Below are 20,739 nucleotides of genomic sequence, written 5' to 3'. Positions count from 1 at the left end.
AAGGAAACCCGCCTTCGTTCATCGATGCATTATCTTCAATTTTGAAGGATTGCGAATGCGAGAAACCGCCCGCGGCGATGCCGAAAGGCGGTTTCTCGAGAAATTCGCTAATGGCGGTTCTTCGATTTCCGGAATTCCGTGGGAGTCATGCCCTCGCCCTGCCTGAAGGCGGTCGCGAAATAGTTGGAGTCCATGTAGCCGATCGCTTCGGCGATTTCCGCGATTTTCATATCCGTGTTGGCCAGAAGCAGCTTCGCTTTCTTCAGGCGGTACCCCGCGACATAAGCATTGAAGCTCTCTCCGGTCGCCCGCTTGAACAGATTGCCGAAATAATTGGTGCTCAGATGAACGTGAGCGGCAGCCGCTCCCAGGCTGCAGTCCTTCATATAGTGCTCTTCCACGTAACGAATGGCCTGCTCGACGGAACCGGAATTGCGCTCCCCCAGCCAGCTCTGGAATGCCTGCTCGAAGGAGGCAAGCCGTTCGCCGAACCATTCGCTCAACGCCTCTCGGCCTTGCAATCGGCTTAGCTTGCCGATCCTGTCTCCGAGGCCGATATCCGCAGCTTTGTGCCCGAGTTCCTTCCGAATGACCTCGTTCAGCGCGATCGCGGCGCTAAGCGCGTTCATCTTCCGCTCTTCTTCTTCCGTACCCGCGTCGGCCACGTTGCCGGCCAGCCTCGCCAGATACGACTGCAGCTCCGCGTGCCTGCCAAGGAACAGGAGCGACGTCAATTCGCCGGCATACGTGCGCACCCTCTCCTCGTCGAAGCTCTCGAGAGCGCCGGAAGGTTTCCCGGCGCTGCCCGCGGCAGGTCTCGCCGCTTCTCCCCTGCCGGATACCTTCGTGCCGTACAGACGCTCCGCGTCCCCGAAACGCTCGATCACGCCGCAGAAGGACGTTACGGCATCAAGCCCCAGCAATTCGTCCAGCTTAGCGGCCGTCTCTTCGAGCATGGACGCATTCGTCTCGCGCTTCTCCAGAAAAAAGGCGATCTCGTTAAATTCCAGCGGGAACCATCGATGCCCCTTCGTCCGGTTGTTGAGCATCTCCTCGATAATGTTGCCGACTGCGAATTGCAGCAGCTTCATGTCTTGCTTGCGGTAACCGCGCGACTCCGGCACGTACGTCGCGATACGGAGCAGCCACAGCTCGCGGCCGATGAGTCTGCCCTCCACCGGTCGCAGCGCTTCTTCCTCGCACGGAAGCCGAAGCAGCATGGAACGGAGCAACTGCTCCTCCTGCTGCCGGTTTCGCCGCGTTTCCTTCTCCCGCGACAGATCTTTCTCGCGCACGGCCTCGTAGGCCTTCCGCAGCACTCTGCACAGCTCTTCCTCCGAGCATGGCTTGAGCAGGAAATCCCTAACGCCATAGCGAAGAGCCGCCTGCGCATATTCGAAATCCCTATGCCCGGTCAGGATGACGACTGCCGTCTCCGGCATGCGCTGCGCCGCGTGCTTCGCCACCTCCAGGCCATCAGCCAGGGGCATGCGGATATCCGTCAGCACAAGCTGCGGCTGCAGGTCGGTCATCTTCCGAATGGCTTCCTGGCCGTTGTCCGCTTCCCCGATCACGACCCAGCCGGTAACGTTGCTGTCGATCAGCTTCGCGAGCCCCTTGCGGATAATCAGTTCGTCGTCGACGATCAACATCGTGCCTCTCATGCCGCCATCTCCCTCTTGGTCGTCTAGTCGCCCTCGCAAGGCAGCGTCACGCGGATACACGTTCCGCCGCCTGTCTTCGATTCGATCGTCACGCCGTAGGGCTCGCCGTATAGCAGCTTGATCCGCCGCACAACGCTGCGAAGACCGATCGGCACCCTGCGCTTCCCGTCAGCCGTCTTGGATGGAACGGCTTGCCCGCTTGTGCGCATAGCCTGCGCCATCAGCGTCTTGATCTCGTCCTCCGCCATCCCCTTGCCGTTATCCTTGACTTCGATACGAATCGCATCCTTACCGTTCAATTGAATCCGCACTGCCCGAATCATCAAAGTCTTGCCGTCCGTCTTATCGGCGAAGCCGTGTACGAAAGCGTTCTCCGCAAGCGGTTGGAGAATTAATCGGGGCACGGGCTCCTCCAGAATGTCCTCGTCCGCATGAATCATCGCATGCAAGCCTTCTCCGAAGCGCGAACTCTGGATCATCAAGTAATTGCGGGTCTGGGTCATCTCCTCCCGCAGCGTCGTGTGCTTGTCTACCGGCTCCAGCGCGTAGCGCAGCATGTCCGAGAGCGAGACGACGAGCTTCGCCGTCTCCTTGTCTTCTTGCAGATAGGTCTTCCAATAGATCGTGTCGAGCGTATTATGCAGAAAATGCGGGTTCAGTTGCGCCTGCAGCGCGGTCAGCTCCGCTTCGCGCTCATTCAGCTGGCGCTCGTACACCTCCTGGATCAGCGACTTGATGTTGCGGGCCATGTCATTGAAGCTCTCACTGATGAAGCCAAGCTCGTCGTTCGTACGGATGCCGATCCGCGTATCGAAGTTCCCCGCCCGCATGCGGCGCATGGCGGTCACCAGCTGCCTGAGCGGCCGCAGCAGACGATTGCCCGTCAACATGACGAGTACGCTGGCAACCGCCGCGCCAAGCAAGCCGATCGCGATATTCGCCTGGAAGATGATCGAGCTTCGGCTTTTCAGCTCGTCGAGCGATACGCGGCTGATCAGCGTATAGTCGACCTGTTTCGATTGGCTTTTGACATACACGTACGAAATGCCGCCCGCCGTCTCCGTCATGTCCGTCTCGATCTTGGACGGATCCGGAACCGTCTCGCCGTCCTTCATGTCCGTGTATACGAGACGGTCCAGCCTGTCGTACAAGAACACGTTCGCCTTCTCGTCCCGCGCGAGCTCGTTCAGATCCTCCGAGAACAGCGACTCTTCGAACAGCATGACCATAATGCCGTACTTGACCTGTGTCAAATCCTTCATATAACGGGCCGCGACGTAAACGTTGCGCAGCTGGTCCGAGCCCTGCTCGAGAATCTGCGCGGGGAACCAGATCAGATTGCCCATCGTCGACTCCAGACGGGTCTTCACTTCATCGTAAATATCCGATCGAAGCAGGGTCGGCGCCGTGTTAGACGTCGTGAAATAGAAGCCGTTATCCTCCGTGTCGAACAAATACATCGTATACAGCTTGTTCTCGTCGAATTTCACTTGCATGAGCAGCTTCTCCAGCTCGTTTTGATCGTAGATTTTCATGAAGGCTTCCCGGTTGACCACGGCCGCGGAACGCTTCAACACCCCTTGCACATAAGGATGGAACACGACGAAGTTGGAAATCCGGTATATATCGCGGATCTGCAGGTCGAGGCGGGAAGCCGCCTGCTCGTTGGCCTTGGCGAATTGCTTGCTCACTTCGTCCGTGAACAAGCGAACGTGGATGAGATAGGAGATAGAGCCGGACACGAGGAAAGCCGCCATGATGACAAGCGACAGACGGAACGCAAGATGCCTTGAGAAGCTCCTCGCGGGCTTCCCTGACGGCTTTGCTTTACGGTTATGTTCGGTTCCGGACTCGTTTTCATGCTCCATAGCCACCTTCACGTTCCCGCCTTCGGATTTGCGGATTTGTTCACTCCGAAGCCGGATGCGATTGAGTTTGAGTTTGTGCTTGCAGCGTTTTATTCGAAGAAGCCATGTATCGATCCTGAGCATGAGCGCTGCATCCTTTCCGGGTTGTTGCGTCGGACGCGTTTTTTCTTCCATCTTACCATCGCGGATTGCGGAGCAACAACGACATATCGGACTTGGAACGGTCAATTAAATGATTATTAAAGAAATTCGAGTGTATTTTCAAGAAATAGAAAGATCGCCCGCGTCTCAATAGATACCAAATTCCGGATTGCCCGGATTGTATTTTAATTGAACGAAGCCGGGACCTAGTGTCCAGGCTTCTTTTGGTCATCTAAATCTAATTCCTTGCAAGAGAATCAAAGGTTATGCTATTCCATTGAAAGCTTGTAATAGCGGTCTTCAACCCGCACTTCCGCCTCGTCGATCAACTTATTCAAATATTCATCAAACTTGACATCCGTGTAATGATTTCGGACTTGCCTGACTTGCTCCTCATAGCTGCTGTAGCCGCCGGACTCTCTCCCGACGATCTTCGCCAGAACATACCGGCCTGCGGCGGGGTTGTCGATAACCGCACTGACCCGGTCGGCATTTGCCGGGTCTGCCAGCCATTCGTAAAGTTCGGGTTGCGATTTGAAATATTTCCGCGCCGAATCATTATTAAAATGCTCTTCGGTAAAGACCAATTCAAGCTCGCCTGTTTCGCTCTGCAACTGATTTACCGCTTCCTCCGCGGTTTTGCCGCGTTCCAGCAGCTGTTTGACGGCTTCCATCCTTTCTTTTGCCTGTTTCTGTTTGACTCGATCGCTTTGCAGCCCGTCCCGTGTATAGGAAACCGAAATTTCGTGGAACCGGACGCTGTCTTCCAGCCTGAACCAATCATCCTTGATCATCTCGTAATGCTCTCTTAATTGCTTGTCCGTTACCGCAATCGCATCTGAGAAGAGCTTCTCTTTCAACTCGATCAATACTTTGCTGATATACCAATCGATAAATGTATGTTCATCAAACCGGATCGGTCCATATACCGGACGGCCGGCGTGCAAGGCTGCGCTTCTTCGCGCATTTTCCTTCTCCATTTCAGCAAGCAGATCGCTGTACGAAGTTCCTTGAATAATCCCGTAGGATTTGGAAAGATTCAGTTGCAGTTTCAGCTTCACAGCTTCCGATAAGGCCCTTTGCTTCGCCGTATCGGCAGGCACCTCCCCGTTGAATTCGGTGTGCCAGAAGCCTTTGTCGGGTTCGGCGCCATAGGTTCGTTTGAAATCGTCGATGACAGCTGCCCTTTGCTTGCGGAGCAACCGGCTAAACTCTACGGCGGTGACAGGGTCGCCGTTGACCGTAACTACGATCGCTTCATCCGGTCCTTCCGCCGATTCGCCGGAGCTAACGAATCCGACAATCGCCAACCCCGCCGCCAGTACGAACGCGCAGATCACAATCGCCATTCGATTCGGAAGCAGGCGTTTGTTTTTTTGAGTCAAGACCGTCCCCCCAGTCTTCCGCACGTTTCTCGAAAAATCTCGCCTACGTTCTTTTCACGGTGACGAGACCGCGCACGTCAATGATCGCCTTGTCGGCCGGAGGCAGCATTCTCCTATGCCTCGTAGCCCCACGCCTCCATTTCAATCAGCCTTACCGTCGTTTCGGAAGAAGAGGGCGCAGGTTTCGTAATATACAACCGCATCTTGTTCGTTGTGACGGCAGGGAACTCCAGATTGTTCATGGTCGTCGTATTGCCTGTAACCGATGCCGCCGTCGCCCAATCGCTGCCGTTCCAATACTGGATCTCGTAACCCGCGATCGCCGAGCCGCCGGTCACAAAACCGCTCCATACTTTCACGTTGTCGATCACATATTGGCTGTTCCATTCCAGATCGAACGTGTAAGGCGGCGTGTCGCCGCCGGCCGACAACCATCTTGATGCGTTGTTGTTCTTGATGCCGTCCACGGCGTATTCCGGCGGGAACGAACCGTCTGTACGCACCGAGCTCGCCGACACCTGGGCAAGAGGAGCGATATTGGCATTCTCAGGCTCTGATACGGTAATCGTCACGAGGCTTTCGCCGCTCACCCCGGAGCCGTCGTTCGCCATCGCTACTACTTTCACGATACCGGCTGCATTCGCCGTCAACAGCCCCGTGGAGCTGATCGACGCCGCTTCAGTCGCGCCGCCGTCCTCGCCATACACGGACCAGGTCACCGACGGATCGGTCGCGCCCGCCGGGGAAACGGCTGCGTCCATTTGCAGCGTGCCGCCTATGCCGTTAATCTCAGAAATGCCGCCTGCTCCCGACACCGCGATTGAGCTGACCGGAACAGCAGCCTTACCCCATGCTTCGATTTCGAACACCCTTGCGGTACTGCTGCCGGAGCCTGCTTTCGTAATATACATTCGCAAGCTGTCGGTCGTTACGGCAGGGAACACGAGATCGTTGTATTGTCCCAAATGACCGTCCTGCGTATTGCCGACGACCGATGCCGCCGTCTGCCAGGCGCTTCCGTCCCAATATTGAATTTCGTAGTCTTGAAGTCGCGACCCGGTGCCGCCTATGATCCCGCTCCATACTTTCACACGGTCGATGACCTGATTCTCGCTCCAGGTCAATTGGAACGTATGCGGTTCGGGTACGCCCGGCTCGGACAGCCATCTGGACGCGTTCTGATCCTTAATGCCGTCCACCGCTTTGTCGGCGGTTTGCGTAGCGTGAGTCGAGCTGACCGCCAACTCGGCGAGCGGCGCAATATTCGTATGGGTCGGATCGGGAATGGCGATGACGATCGTGCTTTCACCCTGTACGCCGGATCCGTCTTTCGCCGCGGCATGAACCTTCACCGTTCCGGGAGCTAGCGCGGTCAGAAGTCCGGTTGTACTGATAGTTGCGGCATCGGTCGGTCCTCCGTCCTCATCGGTTACGGACCAGGTCACCGATTTGTTGACCGCGTCTGCCGGAGATACCGTCGCCATCATTTGCAGCGTTCCGCCGATTTCATGAATCGAGGACGCGCCGCCCGTTCCTTTTACGGTGATGGAGCTGACGTCTACGGGATCGGGATTGTCGGCATTCTCGTCATGCTCCCATACCTCCATCTCGAACACCCTTGCCGTATTGTCAGTGGCGGTCGCTTTTGTAATCCATAATCTCACCTTGTCGGTCGTAACCGGATGGATGACGAAATGGTTGTAATACTTCGTATTGCCGACAACGGACGCCGCCGTCCGCCAACCGGTGCCATCCCAATACTGAATTTCATAGTCGGCTAAGGTCGAACTGATGCTGCCGCCGCCGATGAGTCCGCTCCATATCCGCACCACATTGATTTCGTACGGCTGTTCCCATTCCATCTGAAGCCAGTGCGGGGCCGTCGCATCGACCTCGGTCAGCCATCTGTCCGCATTGTTATCCTTGATGCCGTTAACCGCCTTGTCCGGCGTAAATTCCGCTGTGCTGTTCACCCGGTATGAGCTGGCCGACAGCGCAGCGAGCGGAGCGAGATTTTGCAGCCCCGGCGGCGGCAGAGCAGGCGGCTCGGCCAGCGGCAGCACCTCCCCATACTCGTACAGCACCAAGTCGTCGAAATAAACCGTTCCCGTCCCGCCGTTCTTGTACAAGTAAACGATCGCGCTCGTGTCGTCGTTTCCTGTCGTGAACGTCAGTTCCTTCTTTGAATAATGGGTACTGTCGAATTTCACGTCCTTGAGCGCTCCGCCGTATTCCTTGACGCCTAGCACCGCGTCGCCGCCGTTCGCCTGTTTGCCGAAGCCGGACAACACGTACAGCGTGTTCGGAGCAAGCCCGGTCACCGCTTGCTCGATGCCCGATACCGCGTTGCTAAGGCTTGCCGCATACTGCCCGGTGCGCGATTGCCCGCTCACGACCGCCGCCCCGTTGTAGGCAGTCGGATACCCGGCGAAATCGCCGGCTTCAAAGCCCGAATTGACAAGCAAATTCGCCAATTCCGGCGGCTGCGGAAGCGGCGGCAGGTTGTTCGGATCCAGTCCCGCTCCCTCGTAAGCGCCGATGTTCGGCGCCGTATTCGCCGACACCGGATTGCCCCAAAAGTCCAGGCCGCCGTTGCTTGCAACGATGCGGCCCGCTCCGATGGCCGGGGACCCTTGCAGCAGCTGATACCCGGCCGTCGTGCTTCGACCGATCGCGGCCGAGCCCGGCGACGCCAGCATCGGATCGGCGACGACCTTGTTCGCGTCCATGGTGAGCACGTCCGCCGGATGATTGCCGTGGAACAGGTTGCGGTCGAACGTGTAGTTCGTGCTCGAGCCGAAATTGTAGCCGCCGGTGCCGTGATTAACCAACAGGTTATTATAGAAGTGGTAGTCGGCAGACCAACCGTTCCAATTAAGATTGTCCACTACCTTCGTATTTGAGTACTCGGGAATGTATACGGTGTTGTTATAGACGAGCGTATGCTCCGTCGGCCCCACGAAATTGAAAACGCCGTGATAGTCGTTCTGGCTGATGTTATAGCGGATGACCGTATCGGTGTTGAAATTGCTCGCGTTCGTACCGTCATTCACAACAAGCGAGAAGCCCCCGGCGTTGCGATGGCTGTAGTTATATTGAATGACTGTGCCTTCGCTGTTGTAGTCCGAGTCGATTGCCATTGCGTCGCCGCCAGGATGCGTGTTGAACACTTCATTGTACTGGATGACCGCGTTTCGGGTCCCCCAGGTCCACAGCGGCACGTGGTACCCGCTCGCTCTCTTGTGCGTGTCGTAGACGACGTTATTTTCGATGAGGCCGTCCGTCGTGTTCAGCAAGACGGCGCCGTCCGCCGCGATATCGTAAATCGTATTGTTCACGACCTGCAAATTGGACGAATGGGCACTGGTCGCCCCGTTCAAATAAATGCCCACGCTATCCAGCGAATAGATCTTGTTGTTTCGGATGATCACGTCGGATACGATGAAGTTCCAGCTCGGATCCCATACGACAATGCCGCCGTTGTGCGCGTAATCATTGGCGACGCTGCCTTTCACACTGTGGATGTCCAGGTACTCGAACACGAAATGCCGGAACACCTTCTCCGGGTTCGACCAGCCGTTGCTGACGCCGGTCACGTGAATGCCGCGCCGCTGTCCGGCTTCCGCCTCGTAGTTGGTAATTTCCAGATTCCGGACTTCCCAGTACTCCTGATTGTTGAAGTAGATCGTCGCGTCGACGCCTCCTCCGTTCAGAAGCGGTTTCGGCCCGTCGCCGTACTTGTCGATCGTGATCGGGCTGCCGTCCGCCCCCGACCCTTTCGCATGCAGCTGCCCCGACCAGACGCCGCCCGCCTTGAACAGAATGGCGTCGCCCGGTTGAAACGTCGTGGCGTTCAGTTGTTCGAGCGACTTCCACGCAGCCGCGGGACTTGTCCCGGCATTCGCATCGTTGCCGTCGACATCGTCGACATAGTACGTCGTTCCCGTTGCCGCTTGCGCGCCCATAGGCCCAATTCCCGCCGCCATGACGGCGATGACCAGAAGCAAGTACGCTAACGTTGATCCCATCGGTCTTCTCATTAATAAACCTCCCGAAGTCAAAATATTTTTGAATCCGCCGCCAAGATGGATGCGCTTTCAATTTCGCAGCCTCTTGCGTGCAAGGATTATTATAGACGTATCCTGACCGGCTTTCCTTGAGTTATTAAAGAGAAATCTCGAAAATACGACGTTGCGGGCTGAAGCCCTCCCTTCTGCCGGATTGGTCGGACCTCTTGCCTGTTTTAAAAGAAAACGGCCAGACCCGAGCGGGTCTTGACCGTTTTTGAGAACTCGCATATTCTTCATTGCCAAGTCGTATGACAATTTCCAAAATAATCTCAGACAAGAAGCTCCTATCCCCTCGATTCGGCGGATACCGCTTGTCTCTTGTTAAAATAATATCGTTTGTAATTTTTGATATGGCCGAAATAATACCTCGAAACTTTTAAAATGCGTTTCAGGTTCAAGTCCCTTTTATACCAAAGTGTTGTGAGCACCTTTTTCTGTTTGTACAGCTGTTTAATTTCAGCGGACAATTCCGGTTCGGTTACATATTTTCGCAATACGACTTTCGGTACATTTGTCCAAAGGGCTGTTTGGTCACTGTATACGCAGTCTGCGTCTGTGCCACTGACGACATTTTCTATCAACGCTGCTATCATGTTAAGACCTGCTGACCTGACAAAAAAACTGCTTCTCCCTAGTCGCGGGTTAATTTCGAACATCATATATTTGCCCGTTCTGCTATCGTATTTCATATCGATATTCGAAAAACCGATATAACCGATTTCTTCCAGAAATGCCTTTACCTTTTGATAAATCTCCATATCGGAACGACTAATTATCGCTGCATAGTTGCCGAGCGTTTTCGGCGCATATTCCTCAAGCACCGGCTGGCCGAGACACATCATTTTCACTTTCCCGTTGTCGTCGGAGTAGCTATTGATGACGCGCATCGAGCTGTCCCCTCCGGGAATAAATTCCTGTATAATTAACTTTCCTTTATAATCGGAAGTTTTCATGTTCTGGACCATTGATAAATACTCATCCTTCGCGTTAAAGAAAAACACCTTCTTTTTGCCTTCAAACTGACAATGCAAATACGCGTAGGCATTGCTGTTCTCGGGCTTAACGACGATTGGGAATTGAAAATCCATTTGTTCCAGCGCCGTTTCGCGCTCATGCTGCTCGCAAACGATCGTTTTTGGATAATCCAGTCCATGTTTTTCGCATAATTTATAAAATTTATCTTTCGTATCAAGCGTATCAAGCAAAGCCTCGGATATAAAATGATTTCCGATAAGTCCCTTGAATTTGCTATAATGCCGAGTCATCATGCCCGCATAGTAATCCGAGCAAGGAATGACGATTAGTTTTCTGTTCGGGGCGGCGTTTTTTTCCAAGATGGATAGCAGAGCGCCCGGAAATACGCTATCATGATCAAATCGATCGATTTGTATGAGATCAAATAATTTGCTATTCATGGTTGGGGTTAACAGCCGTGTGCACAGCAGCAGCGGCTTGATCTGGTAAGACTCGTGGATGAGTCTTACGTTTCCATATGCATTTTCGTCGCTTCCGAGAATAATCGGTAAAACATCGTAACGAGTCATGTTTCCTCCTTGTTCAACTTCCTTCCTATCTCTTATTATAACCGAAAGCATGAATGCATGAATTACACTTAATTCACTATAATCGAAAAAAGCCGCCGATTACACATGCAAAGTAGCACCCTACCGTCCGCTTGCTCAGTAAGGTGCTATTACAAATACAACTGCACACTGACTAACGATTGGATTTATAAAACTCATGGTAAAGCTTCATTAACGCCCGCTTCTCGATCCGCGATGTCAACCCGTAAATAATTCCCGAATCCCAAATATTGATGTACAATAGACTTAACGTATAAAATCAAGTTTTTTGACTAAGCTTGATTTAATCCAGGCTAAGGAGGGAATTCCGAGTGAAACGGAAGCTCAATTCCATACTCGACAGCATGAAGGCTCAAGTGACTTACTTTGCTCATGCCGTTCCTGAAATGCCAGAAACTAAACCACGTGATATCGAACAACGTAATCGAGTGATCGCAGTCGAAATGCGAATAATTGAACAACGACTTGATCTAAGCAAGTTTTCGAAGCCCAAACATGAGTTGGTGACGGCATGGAAGAAATACATGTAGCTCCCGCATTATGGGAATTGTTCGAATCTGTCAAACAAATATCAGATACATGGCGCCAAGATCTCGCAGTCGCCAGCATCATCTCCAAGATATTTGAAGATAATCATGTGACAGTTCCTATTGTTGTCGGCGGTCTTGTTGTGGCCACCTACACACAAGGTCTATACAAAACTCGGGATATTGATCTAATTGCCGTTAATACGGATTTTCCATACCGCGTAATGGAGGACCAACGTTCCTTGGAATGGGCTACAAAAATGATGGGCGTCATGTACGATCATTTAGAATGGTCCTACTGTCATTCGCAAGCAAATCAGCGAAACATCATAAAAGAGTTCGATGATGTTCAGCACTCTGTCAAACGCTACAAAGATGACTACGAGAAAATGATGGACAAAGTCAACGAGCAATTAAAGACACGGAGAAAAAAATGAAAGAACCTTGCCAGCGCAAGGTTTTTTTCATTTTCATGCCCGTTATTTCGCGGGAGATTACCGCAAACGGAATGGATGGCAAAGGACGGCAAAAAGATTCATCCCAACTTAATGCCCAGCCTGCCTAAAGAAATCGGTCTAATCCATACGAATGCGATGACGCCGATTAACGATGCGTGGGTAAAAGCAATCGTTAGCGACAGTGCCTATACCGTTGACCAGGCCTACCAGGAAGCGGTGGATACGTGGAACAAAGCCGGCGGCGCGAAGGTGGAGCAGTGGTACAAAGACTGGTACAATGAAAACAAAAGCAAGATCGTTCCTACAGCCGATCCATTAAAATACGCGCCAAAACCAAAATGATACGCAGCGTGATCGGGTAGAACAGCTAAGCGTCGGCTCCGGCAGTGGATGGACTCGACGAGCGATCCGCTGCTGACGGGGCCTCTGGAGAAGCCGGTCGACGCCCGAATCAATAAACGAACCAGTTTATCGGCTTCGGATAGCGACTACGAAGGAGTCGATTAGGAGTTAATGAACGCCAGTTGCTGTAACAACCGGGCAAGAACAACCGCAGCCTGGGCGCGAGTAGCAAGCGACTCCGGCGCAAACCGTGCGTCGCTCATGCCTCGCATCAAATCTTGTCTTACCGCCTCGGCTACCGCGGACCTTGACCAGCTTGCAATCGAGGTCGCATCCATGAATGAAGCAAGCGTCTCCTTCACATCGATTGCCGCCCCGTCAGCCGACAACTTTGCATGGCCGCCAGCAAACGATAACGCGCGAATCAGCATAACCGCCATTTGCTCGCGTGTAATGGTGTCATCCGGTCCGAACGTTCCGTATTCGTAGCCTTGGATAAGACCGGCATTCGCTGCGACTCCGATTATTTCCGCAAACCAGTCCCTTGCGAAGACATCCGAATATTGAGCATCATAGCTTTGTACGGTCAGCCCAAGCCCCCGCACAAGCATCGCCGTAAATTCCGCTCGGGTTACGCTGCGCTCCGGCGCAAATCTCCCCTCGCCCACTCCCTTCACAATCAGCTTGGACGCCATCGTCTCGACCTCATCCTTGGCCCAATGACGTTGCATATCCGCAAAGGTTCGGACTGATTCGCCGATCATATAGATGCTATTGCCGCTCCTTTTCAGTTCGGCCGTCACCGTTCCGTCCGATACGCCGAAGATCGTTGGAACAAACGACAAGCCTTGCTCCGAATGATAAAGAAGTCCGGTCGCTTTGTCAGGATCGACCTCATCCTTCAAGTAAATCATCCGCGATACGTATACGCCGCCGTAATCTTCTATCGTGTGACGCTGTCCGCCGGCTTCCGCCGTAACCGTAAACGCGATCGGATTGCCAATCAGCTTGATGCCGTCGCGTGCTGAATCTTCTTCGATCGACTGCCGCTCTGCGCCAACCTTTTCTCTAATCGTGATCGAAAGCATTATATCGTCCATGTCCGCTTGAAGCGTATCCGCGAGAGCCTCCAGATCAATCGCAGCAACAGGCAGATGATAAGCTGCTGAACCGGTATTCATAGCGATTACGGATTGCGAAGCTTCTTCGACCAGACTGCCAACCGCCGAAGCAGGCCATTCCGTAATCCATTCCGTCGCATCGCCGACATGCTCAATCGTAACGGTCTGTCCTTGTCTGCCCTCCAGCAATTCCATCGCTTTGCGCAGCATGTCGCCGCTAACCGTAAACCGGGAAGTGATAATCCCGTCAACGACCGTATCAATAGCTCCATCTGCTTCGATCCTCACACCGTCTTCTGACGGATAAGGCTCACCCACAGGCGGCGTCACAACCGGCGGACTGCCCGTCCCTCCTCCTTGCTCCGGCGGAGTCGTATCGCCGATCCGAATGAACAACGGACGATCGGCCCCTGCGCTGAACACGAAGGTGAGCTGCAGCGTCCCTTCTTCCACACCTGCCAAATATTCCTTCTTCAACGTATAGCGGCTGCCCAGAACCGTATAATCCACACCTTCGGCCAATGCCTCCGATCCATTGCGGATTTCGACCAGTTCGTTGCCCATCAGGGATACGGTTACTTCAATGTCCCGATGTTGTTCGCCTCCGCTCTGTTTGTCAAAATCAGTCTCAAGCGGTGAAATGCTCGAATCGTGTATGACACCTTCGTCGATGGAATGTGCGACGATTTCAAGATAAGGCTTGCGAGCCGCATCTTCCATGCTATAAACGAACATCCTGCGACCGACCGATACATCCTGCACAAGCGCCAGATCAATCGCGGATGAAGTTTTCAGCCGATCTTTCACATACTCCGTTATATCGAAGCTTTGCTTCGATTCCGGGACGGTGTAACGTGATGGAGCTGAAACAACCTCGCCCAGTTCCGGTTTGTTCCTGTAGGTTGTTTCTGTCGAAACCCAGCTCCCTTCAATCGCCCTGATTACCGTATCGACAAATGTACCGCTGGTCTCTCCAATCTTGCCGGTAGCGTAAAATTTGACGGATTCGATGTTCCCGACTATAGAACTCAGGTCAAAGGAGAAGTAAGCTTCCCTGTAATCTTCGGCGCCGCCATTTTTGACCGTTAATTCCACATCGGATCCGAAAGTGTCATTCTCGTAAATCCCGCCACGGATATACGTATCCATGACCGGGAAAACCTGCGTTGTTGACGGAGCGGAGGACGCGACGAGAATCTCTAGAGCCGCGGATCTCGTAATGCCATCCCGCGTCGCAACTGCCGTAATCGTTGCGGTTCCGGGACTGATCGCGGTTATCGTTCCATCTGCGCCCACAATCGCTACGGCTTCGTTGCTGCTGGAATAGTCTACGGAATAATCCCCATCTTCCGCGGTACTGTTGTCATCCAGTACCGCCGTTAACTCAGGTCTCGCCGTTTCGCCCAGATCCGCTACGAGATAAGCGGAGTCGAAACGAAGCGAATCCAGCTGGGGCTCGGCGAATTCGGCAACCTCGGCTTGCTCGTCGAACGCAAACGCGACCTGATGCGTCGCGCCGGGATCGGCGGATGCATCCACTTCGAACCGGATCGTCGGCGACAGCTGAAGTACGGTTACGGTAGGATCCTGACTCAGCACTTCCGTTCCCGTCCGTTTGATTTCAAAGCGGATTCGCTCCTTCTTCTGGGTCGGGTCGGAGACGGCAAGCTTCAATTGTTCGCCGCTTTCCTGCATCATCACCGAGGAAGGCTGGTTTGCCAACACATCGTCGAATGCGCCGCGTTCCCAGAAATGGATCGCCGTAATGCCAAGCTGCGATTCCCGAACCGCCTGAATCTGCTTCGTATTCGACAAGACGGCAGCATCCGGATTCGCGCTGTAGCCCGCCACTTCCTCCCTTTCCTTCTTCGGCAGCAGGATATATTCGTACTCTTCATCCACCGGATCGACGCCATGATCGAACCATACCGCCATATAATTGCGGGTATGCAGGAGCCTGAAATAATCAAAGGAAGCCGTAATGCCCGCCAGCTCTTCCAATCCGTTCTGTGCGAACAATCCCATCTTGAGGCCGTCGTTCATACGATCCTCGCCGGCCATCGGATTCTCGAACGTATGCAGAGGCTCTCCCGGGTTCGCTTCATCCGCGCTTGCGTACAAGTCATATTGGCCGCCGCTTTTGTCGATTTTCAAATAAACGTTCTCTCCCGCGGGAGCCGGATAATCGGCAACGGTAGTTACTCCGTTCACCTCGCCCACCGCAAAGATCCGCTTGCCCTCCGTATCCGCTCCTACCGATAGATAAACGTAGTTATCGTCATCTTTCCGCAGAATAAGTCCGGCCTCCTGTCCTTGCTCTGACGGATCAAATGCAAGAGCGGTAGAAATATAAAAATCTTCGATCGGCGCGGCTGTTTGCAGCAAATTGTTCGTATTGTTGGCCGGACCGATCAGACTGCCTTGCTGCGTGGTTAAATTGAATTTGCTGCCGGTAAACGAATAATTCGAGCTGTCTTCTCTCGTGAAACCCCAGAACGACGAACGTATCGTGCTGTTGAAAGAATCGTTGCCCGGATAATAAAACTTCTCGTTAATGTCCTGCGACCTGCCCGCCCTTTCTTCCCTGAGCATCTGAACATCCGCACCGCCCGGGAACACATAACCGCCGGTTCCCTCCAGATGCATCCACTCCGTGCTCTCCAGCTGCTCTTGCTGGCCGCTTGGCGTTTGATTCGTGTCGCCATTGACGGTTAACGCATTATCGCCTTGCGAATTCAACGCTCTGTTATCGACGATCGTCTCGATCCCTCTGGATGAGGTGCTGTTAATGCCCGCCCCTAAAGCGACGATTTCATCATCGAACATGAACCACGATTTTCGGGCCGATACATCCATATTCGAATAATGATGCTGCTTGAAATCCATGCCTGCCGTTCCGTACAGCCCGTCCAGAGACACGCCGCCGGTCCAGCTGTTCTCCATCAGCTCGCCGTCGCCCTGATATTTGCTAATATCCACATACGGCCGGTTGGCGGCCGTCGCAGGCGGACGGTTTTCGTCGCGGTCAACCGTAATGCCGGGCAGACGATGCGGATCGACCGTGATCCAGAACAGCGACAAATAATCGAGCGGGTCGAGGTAGAGCTGCGTCATCCCGTCCCCCTGATACCAGCCCTTCAGGTTTTCGTTGCTGATGCTTTCGAAGTTGGCCATCCGTTAGGAATGCATCCCGATGCTGTACAGCCAATTAACGCCTCGATGAACGACATTGTCCTGATTATGGAACAAATAATTGCCTTGCGGTTCAGCGTAGGGCGGGATCGCAGCATCATTCATCAATTGTTTGGCCTTCTGAATGTACCATATCGGCGAAGAGGCCATGAATAAAGCCGCATTCCCTTGCTCGAGATGGTATTCGATCGCGCTTTTCTGCTGCTGCGCATTTGGGTTCCCGTCCAGCTCCAACTGCAGCAGCAAACCTCCCAGCACGGAATTTCCCGAATAGACCGAGGTGCGGGAAACTTCGCGGCCGTTCACGGCATCGATCAGATGCCCATTAAACATATTTGGCTCGAAGGTATCGGCGAACCACTCGAAAATATTCGCTTTCTGCGGATCGTCATTATCCCACTGGCTGCCGCTGACCAGCCATAACGTCTCGGACAAGTCATGCAGCAGCGCTTTGCCGTAACCGCCCGCGTAAGGAAAATAACTGTGCTGGATAAAGGAGCCGTCTTCATAGAAGCCATCTCCATCCTGGACGTAACGGAATACGGCGGACAACCCGCCGGAGCCCTCCTGTATTTTGTCTCCGTCCTTGCCAATGATGCCTCTGAGAATCATCACTTTGCTCAAGTAGACCCGGTTGGCGCCCGTAAGTCCAATCGACGGCACGAAGTGATCGATCGCTCTATGCATCTTCTCGACCAAATCCGGATGCTCGCTGAACGGCACCGCCTCGTAAATCGCCGAGATGGAGTCATGGAAGTTGTTCGGGACGTGGACCTGCAAGTCGAACCAATTGCCAAATTTGGCCATCGTTTCGTTATAACGCGTGTCGTAAAAGGTATTCCACGTTTCGATGATGTCATGAAGCAACGATTCGTTCTGATAATAGACGGATCCATAGGACGCCCACTGTCTCGACATCGTTCTGAGGCGGCTTGTCAATGTCGAGAGCTGCGCGGTTGCGGTCGTCGAAGTCAAATCGTCCCAGCCATAAGCCGTTTTGTTCAATGCGTTCCAGTAGCCCTTGGCCAGTTCGTCCTGACTTTGAATATAGGAGCTAATATACGGATCGGATAGGTCATACGGGTCGTCCGGATCGTATCCGGTAAACTTCGCCGCATATTTGTTGCGCAGTCGGTCGAACTCGTCTCCCACTTCGCTCAGTACCCGCACCAGAACAGGCGCCGATTGCCTGGTGACTCCGTCAAGCGTCACTCGCGCCGTAACGTAAGCCGGTCCCGCAAACATAGCCTCCGCTACATGCGACGAACTGTCCGCGAATACAAGACGGTTGCTGCTGCTTTCATACAAGATAGCCGCTCCGTCAAGGTCGGCAGTCGTGCCGTCGCTCATGACGCCGCTTACCGTTACGGTCACTGTCCGACCGGTCCTGACCGCCGGCTGGCTTGCCGTTGCCGCAACCTCCATCAGCACATTGGGCTGCTCGTATTCGATCGAGTGAACAACGCCAGATGACTCGTTGCCGGCGCTGTCCATCGTTCTGATCGTAAGCGAGTAAGTTTGTCCGTTGGTTAAACCGGCAATAATTAGCGATTGTTCGCCTTTGGGCACTGTCCCAAGCAGCTGATCACCATTGTACACGCTTACATTTTCAAGATCTTCATCGCTCGGATCCGTCCATGTCAGCGTGAATTCGCCATTATCGATGCCGTCCTGGATTTCGGCAACCTCCGCCGGCGGCGTTCCGTCCACCGTGAGCGTCCGCACTGCCGTGCGCGTTACCCCATCCAGCGTTACCTCGACCTTAACATTAGCCGTCCCTTCCCCAGCCGCAGTCGCCGTACCGATCGAAGGATCGCTGAATGCGATGGCCGGATTGTCGCTGGAATAATGCAAAGTCGCCCGGGACAAATCGGCTGGACTATTCGTATCCATTGTTCCCTTGACGGACAGATTGGCCGTTTGATGCAGACCAAGTGAAGTTTTGTCCGCTGTTAGCTCCACCGATTTCAGCGCTGGCGTACCTTGTATGACCATGTAAGGCTTAGCCGGTTTGCCGTTGCTGTCATTAAGGTAGGTTGTGCTTGATTCTATACGGATAAGCGCGTTGCCGCCTGCCACGGCAAAGGTGGCTATTTTGTCATCCGCTTGTCTTTCTTGAATAAATGAGGTAACGTCCAAGCTGACCCAGCCTTTATTCGTACCTCCTGGAATCGTTACCGTGCCGATCGATCCGCCTCCCTTGTCCGGCTTGTTATTCCATGTCAACGTGCTTTCCTCCCAGTCGTTGCCGGCTGAAGCATGTATACCGTATACGCTGGTTTCTACCGTTGCCGTATTATTCTCGCCATTATTGGCATGAAAATAGAGCGTGGCGGAGCTGATTTGCTCCGGATAATCCGAAAGATCAAATTGAAGATAGGCCTCTCTCGGCGAGGTCGTATTGCTTTCCTTCACTTGCAAGTAGCCCGTCTTGGCCGCTTCGCCTCCATAAGGCATGCTGCTGTAATCCGGCACGGGACTCGATGGATTGGATCTCCGCACGAAGCCATCCTTCGACGTATACACCGTATAGCGCTGTTCTGCAGCCATCGCGACAGGCGCGATCGGTGCGGCGAGCTCGATCAGCAGCTGACCGATCAGCGTTAGTACCAGTACGATAGCTGTTCTTCGAATAACGCGTAATGACATTTCCATTCCTCCTTCAGGTATGATTTGAAAAAGGCAAATGAAGAAAGGCAGCCCTGTTCCATACTGGACTGCCTCTTCTTGCTGAGATATCTTCAACCTTTAGCCATTCGTTTTGGCATACCATTCTCTGGCGCGTTTCGTCACTTCTTCGCCGCCGGAGGCGTACCATTTTTCCACGAACTCATCGAATTTGTCGATGGAGAATTGTCCGAGAATAATTTTGGTCGCGTACTCCACGTACAGCGTACGGTTATTAATATCCGCGAATCCTTCGTAGATGCTGGCGGGCAGTCCGTCGCCCGCAATCGTTTTGATATACTTCACATTTTCGTCCATATTCCGCAGATTGAGATCGATCGCCCACTTGCGGTCGCCGTAATCGATCGAGTTGAACAGGTTTTTCTTGAATTCTACCGTATCGAAGTCGTTGTGCGGCGCGAATACCTTGTTCTCCATCGTGCTCTTGTCTTCCGGCAGCGTCGATGGCTTGCCGTTGTTCATCACATGATGCATGCCTTCAACACCGTAGAACAGCTTCTCCCAATTGTTCGTGTCGTACAAGTTGTTCAGCAGCTTCAAGGTCGCCATTAGCTTTTTCTCGTCCTTGTTATTTTTCACAACCCAGACCGGTCCCTGGAATCGCTTGGCCGTGTAGAATCCTTCGTAGCCTTCAACCTTAGGTACCGGCAGTACGGCGAAGTCGCCTTTGACGCCGGCGTTCGCCTGGATCGTCTCCAGATGTCCGCCGACGGATTCCGCCCAGTGGAAGTAACTCCCTACCCGGTTCGCGTCGATCTTGCCGTCCCATTGCGCCTTGTTGTTCAGGAGCGTCTCCGGATCGAGCAATCCCTCCTTATACAGCCTGGCGTTAAACGCCAGCGCCGCCTTCATATACGGCGTAACGGCGGAGTAGGTCAACTCGCCATCGTACATATCCCAATCCGGATTGCCTTCATGCATCGCAATGCCGTACATCGCGAACAGATGGTCCATCCATCTCGCTTCCTCGCGTCCTCCGGTCGGAATTTCATCCCGCTGGCCGTTGCCGTTCGGATCTTGATCCCGGAACGCTTCCAGCACCTTCACGTATTCTTCCTGCGTCGTCGGCATCGAAAGGCCGAGCTCATCGAGCCAATCCTGACGAATCAGCCCAGCTGTCCGGCCATAGTCAAGCACGCCGGGCACATAATAGATCCGGCCTTTGCCGGTCGGGTCGTTCGCCTTGACGATATTCCAGACTTCCTCGGGAATCAGGTTCCACAAGTTTGGCGCGTATTCCGGCAACAGGTCCGTCAAATCGGCAATCGCGCCGTTTTTGGCCAAGCTTTCTTCGATGCCTTGCTGCGGCTTGAACAAATCCGGCATTTCGTTGGCCGCGATCTTCAGATTAAGCTGATTCAGGTAGGCCGTTCCTCCGTTCCATTCCACATACGGATGAATAACGCCAACGCCAAGCACGTCCTTGTAAAGCTCGTACAGCTGACTTCCCTTCTCGATCGGCTTAAATCCAAGGTTTGTATTCCATACGACCAGATCAATCATTTCCTCCACGGCTTCGGTTGCGGACGGCGTGTTGTTCGCCTCTTGCGTATTGCCGCTCGTGTTGCCGTTTGCGTTGCCGTTGTTCTGCGCGCAGCCTGCAAGCATCAATAACGTCAATGAAGCGGCGATCACAAGCGTCCCCCATTTTTTTGTTGCCATTTCAGATGCCCCCTCTGATGAGTTTTGACTATTTAAAA

General features: G+C 53.6%; 11 protein-coding genes. 3 read left to right on the top strand and 8 right to left on the bottom strand.

Translation table 11 applies throughout. From position 1 onward, the window contains the following. Positions 1-107: 107 nt before the first annotated feature. The 5 genes from IDH41_RS00175 to IDH41_RS00155 form a co-directional block, all read right to left on the bottom strand. Positions 108-1,664, bottom strand: coding sequence for a response regulator transcription factor (locus tag IDH41_RS00175; protein WP_190857167.1), 1,557 nt, complete (start codon positions 1,662-1,664; stop codon positions 108-110). Positions 1,665-1,687: 23 nt separating this feature from the next. Continuing rightward, entirely contained in the window at positions 1,688-3,544 is a 1,857-nt protein-coding gene (locus tag IDH41_RS31875; RefSeq protein WP_190857165.1) for a sensor histidine kinase, read from the bottom strand. A gap of 398 nt (positions 3,545-3,942) precedes the next feature. Then, entirely contained in the window at positions 3,943-5,058 is a 1,116-nt protein-coding gene (locus IDH41_RS00165; RefSeq protein WP_190857163.1) for a hypothetical protein, read from the bottom strand. Positions 5,059-5,171: 113 nt separating this feature from the next. Continuing rightward, positions 5,172-9,098, bottom strand: a complete 3,927-nt coding sequence (locus tag IDH41_RS00160; protein WP_190857161.1) for a galactose-binding domain-containing protein — start codon at positions 9,096-9,098, stop codon at positions 5,172-5,174. A 314-nt stretch (positions 9,099-9,412) separates the two neighbouring features. Next, on the bottom strand, positions 9,413-10,672 hold the full coding sequence (locus IDH41_RS00155) for a carboxylate--amine ligase (RefSeq protein WP_190857159.1): 1,260 nt from the start codon (positions 10,670-10,672) through the stop codon (positions 9,413-9,415). Between the two features lie 350 nt (positions 10,673-11,022). Between IDH41_RS00155 and IDH41_RS00150 the strand changes: the two genes are divergently transcribed. The 3 genes from IDH41_RS00150 to IDH41_RS00140 all read left to right on the top strand — a co-directional run bounded on the left by IDH41_RS00150 (position 11,023) and on the right by IDH41_RS00140 (position 12,038). Further along, on the top strand, positions 11,023-11,241 hold the full coding sequence (locus tag IDH41_RS00150) for a hypothetical protein (protein WP_190857157.1): 219 nt from the start codon (positions 11,023-11,025) through the stop codon (positions 11,239-11,241). Next, on the top strand, positions 11,223-11,675 hold the full coding sequence (locus tag IDH41_RS00145; protein ID WP_190857155.1) for a hypothetical protein: 453 nt from the start codon (positions 11,223-11,225) through the stop codon (positions 11,673-11,675). The genes IDH41_RS00150 and IDH41_RS00145 overlap by 19 nt, the downstream gene beginning before the upstream one ends. A gap of 75 nt (positions 11,676-11,750) precedes the next feature. Then, on the top strand, positions 11,751-12,038 hold the full coding sequence (locus tag IDH41_RS00140) for a hypothetical protein (RefSeq protein WP_190857153.1): 288 nt from the start codon (positions 11,751-11,753) through the stop codon (positions 12,036-12,038). 161 nt (positions 12,039-12,199) lie between these two features. Here IDH41_RS00140 and IDH41_RS00135 read toward each other — a convergent pair whose 3' ends face one another. From IDH41_RS00135 to IDH41_RS00125, 3 genes are all read right to left on the bottom strand, one after another. After that, positions 12,200-16,333, bottom strand: coding sequence for a polysaccharide lyase family 8 super-sandwich domain-containing protein (locus IDH41_RS00135; protein WP_190857152.1), 4,134 nt, complete (start codon positions 16,331-16,333; stop codon positions 12,200-12,202). A 3-nt stretch (positions 16,334-16,336) separates the two neighbouring features. Continuing rightward, the gene (locus IDH41_RS00130; RefSeq protein ID WP_190857150.1) at positions 16,337-19,000 is read right to left on the bottom strand and encodes a CBM96 family carbohydrate-binding protein; all 2,664 of its coding nucleotides are present in this window, start codon (positions 18,998-19,000) and stop codon (positions 16,337-16,339) included. 99 nt (positions 19,001-19,099) lie between these two features. Further along, positions 19,100-20,701, bottom strand: coding sequence for a type 2 periplasmic-binding domain-containing protein (locus IDH41_RS00125; protein WP_190857148.1), 1,602 nt, complete (start codon positions 20,699-20,701; stop codon positions 19,100-19,102). Positions 20,702-20,739: the final 38 nt, after the last annotated feature.

This window comes from Paenibacillus arenilitoris (assembly GCF_014705655.1).
GTDB lineage: Bacteria > Bacillota > Bacilli > Paenibacillales > Paenibacillaceae > Pristimantibacillus > Pristimantibacillus arenilitoris.
The sequence above is the reverse complement of the archived record's forward strand: the minus strand, read 5'-3'. Positions and strand labels throughout refer to the sequence as shown.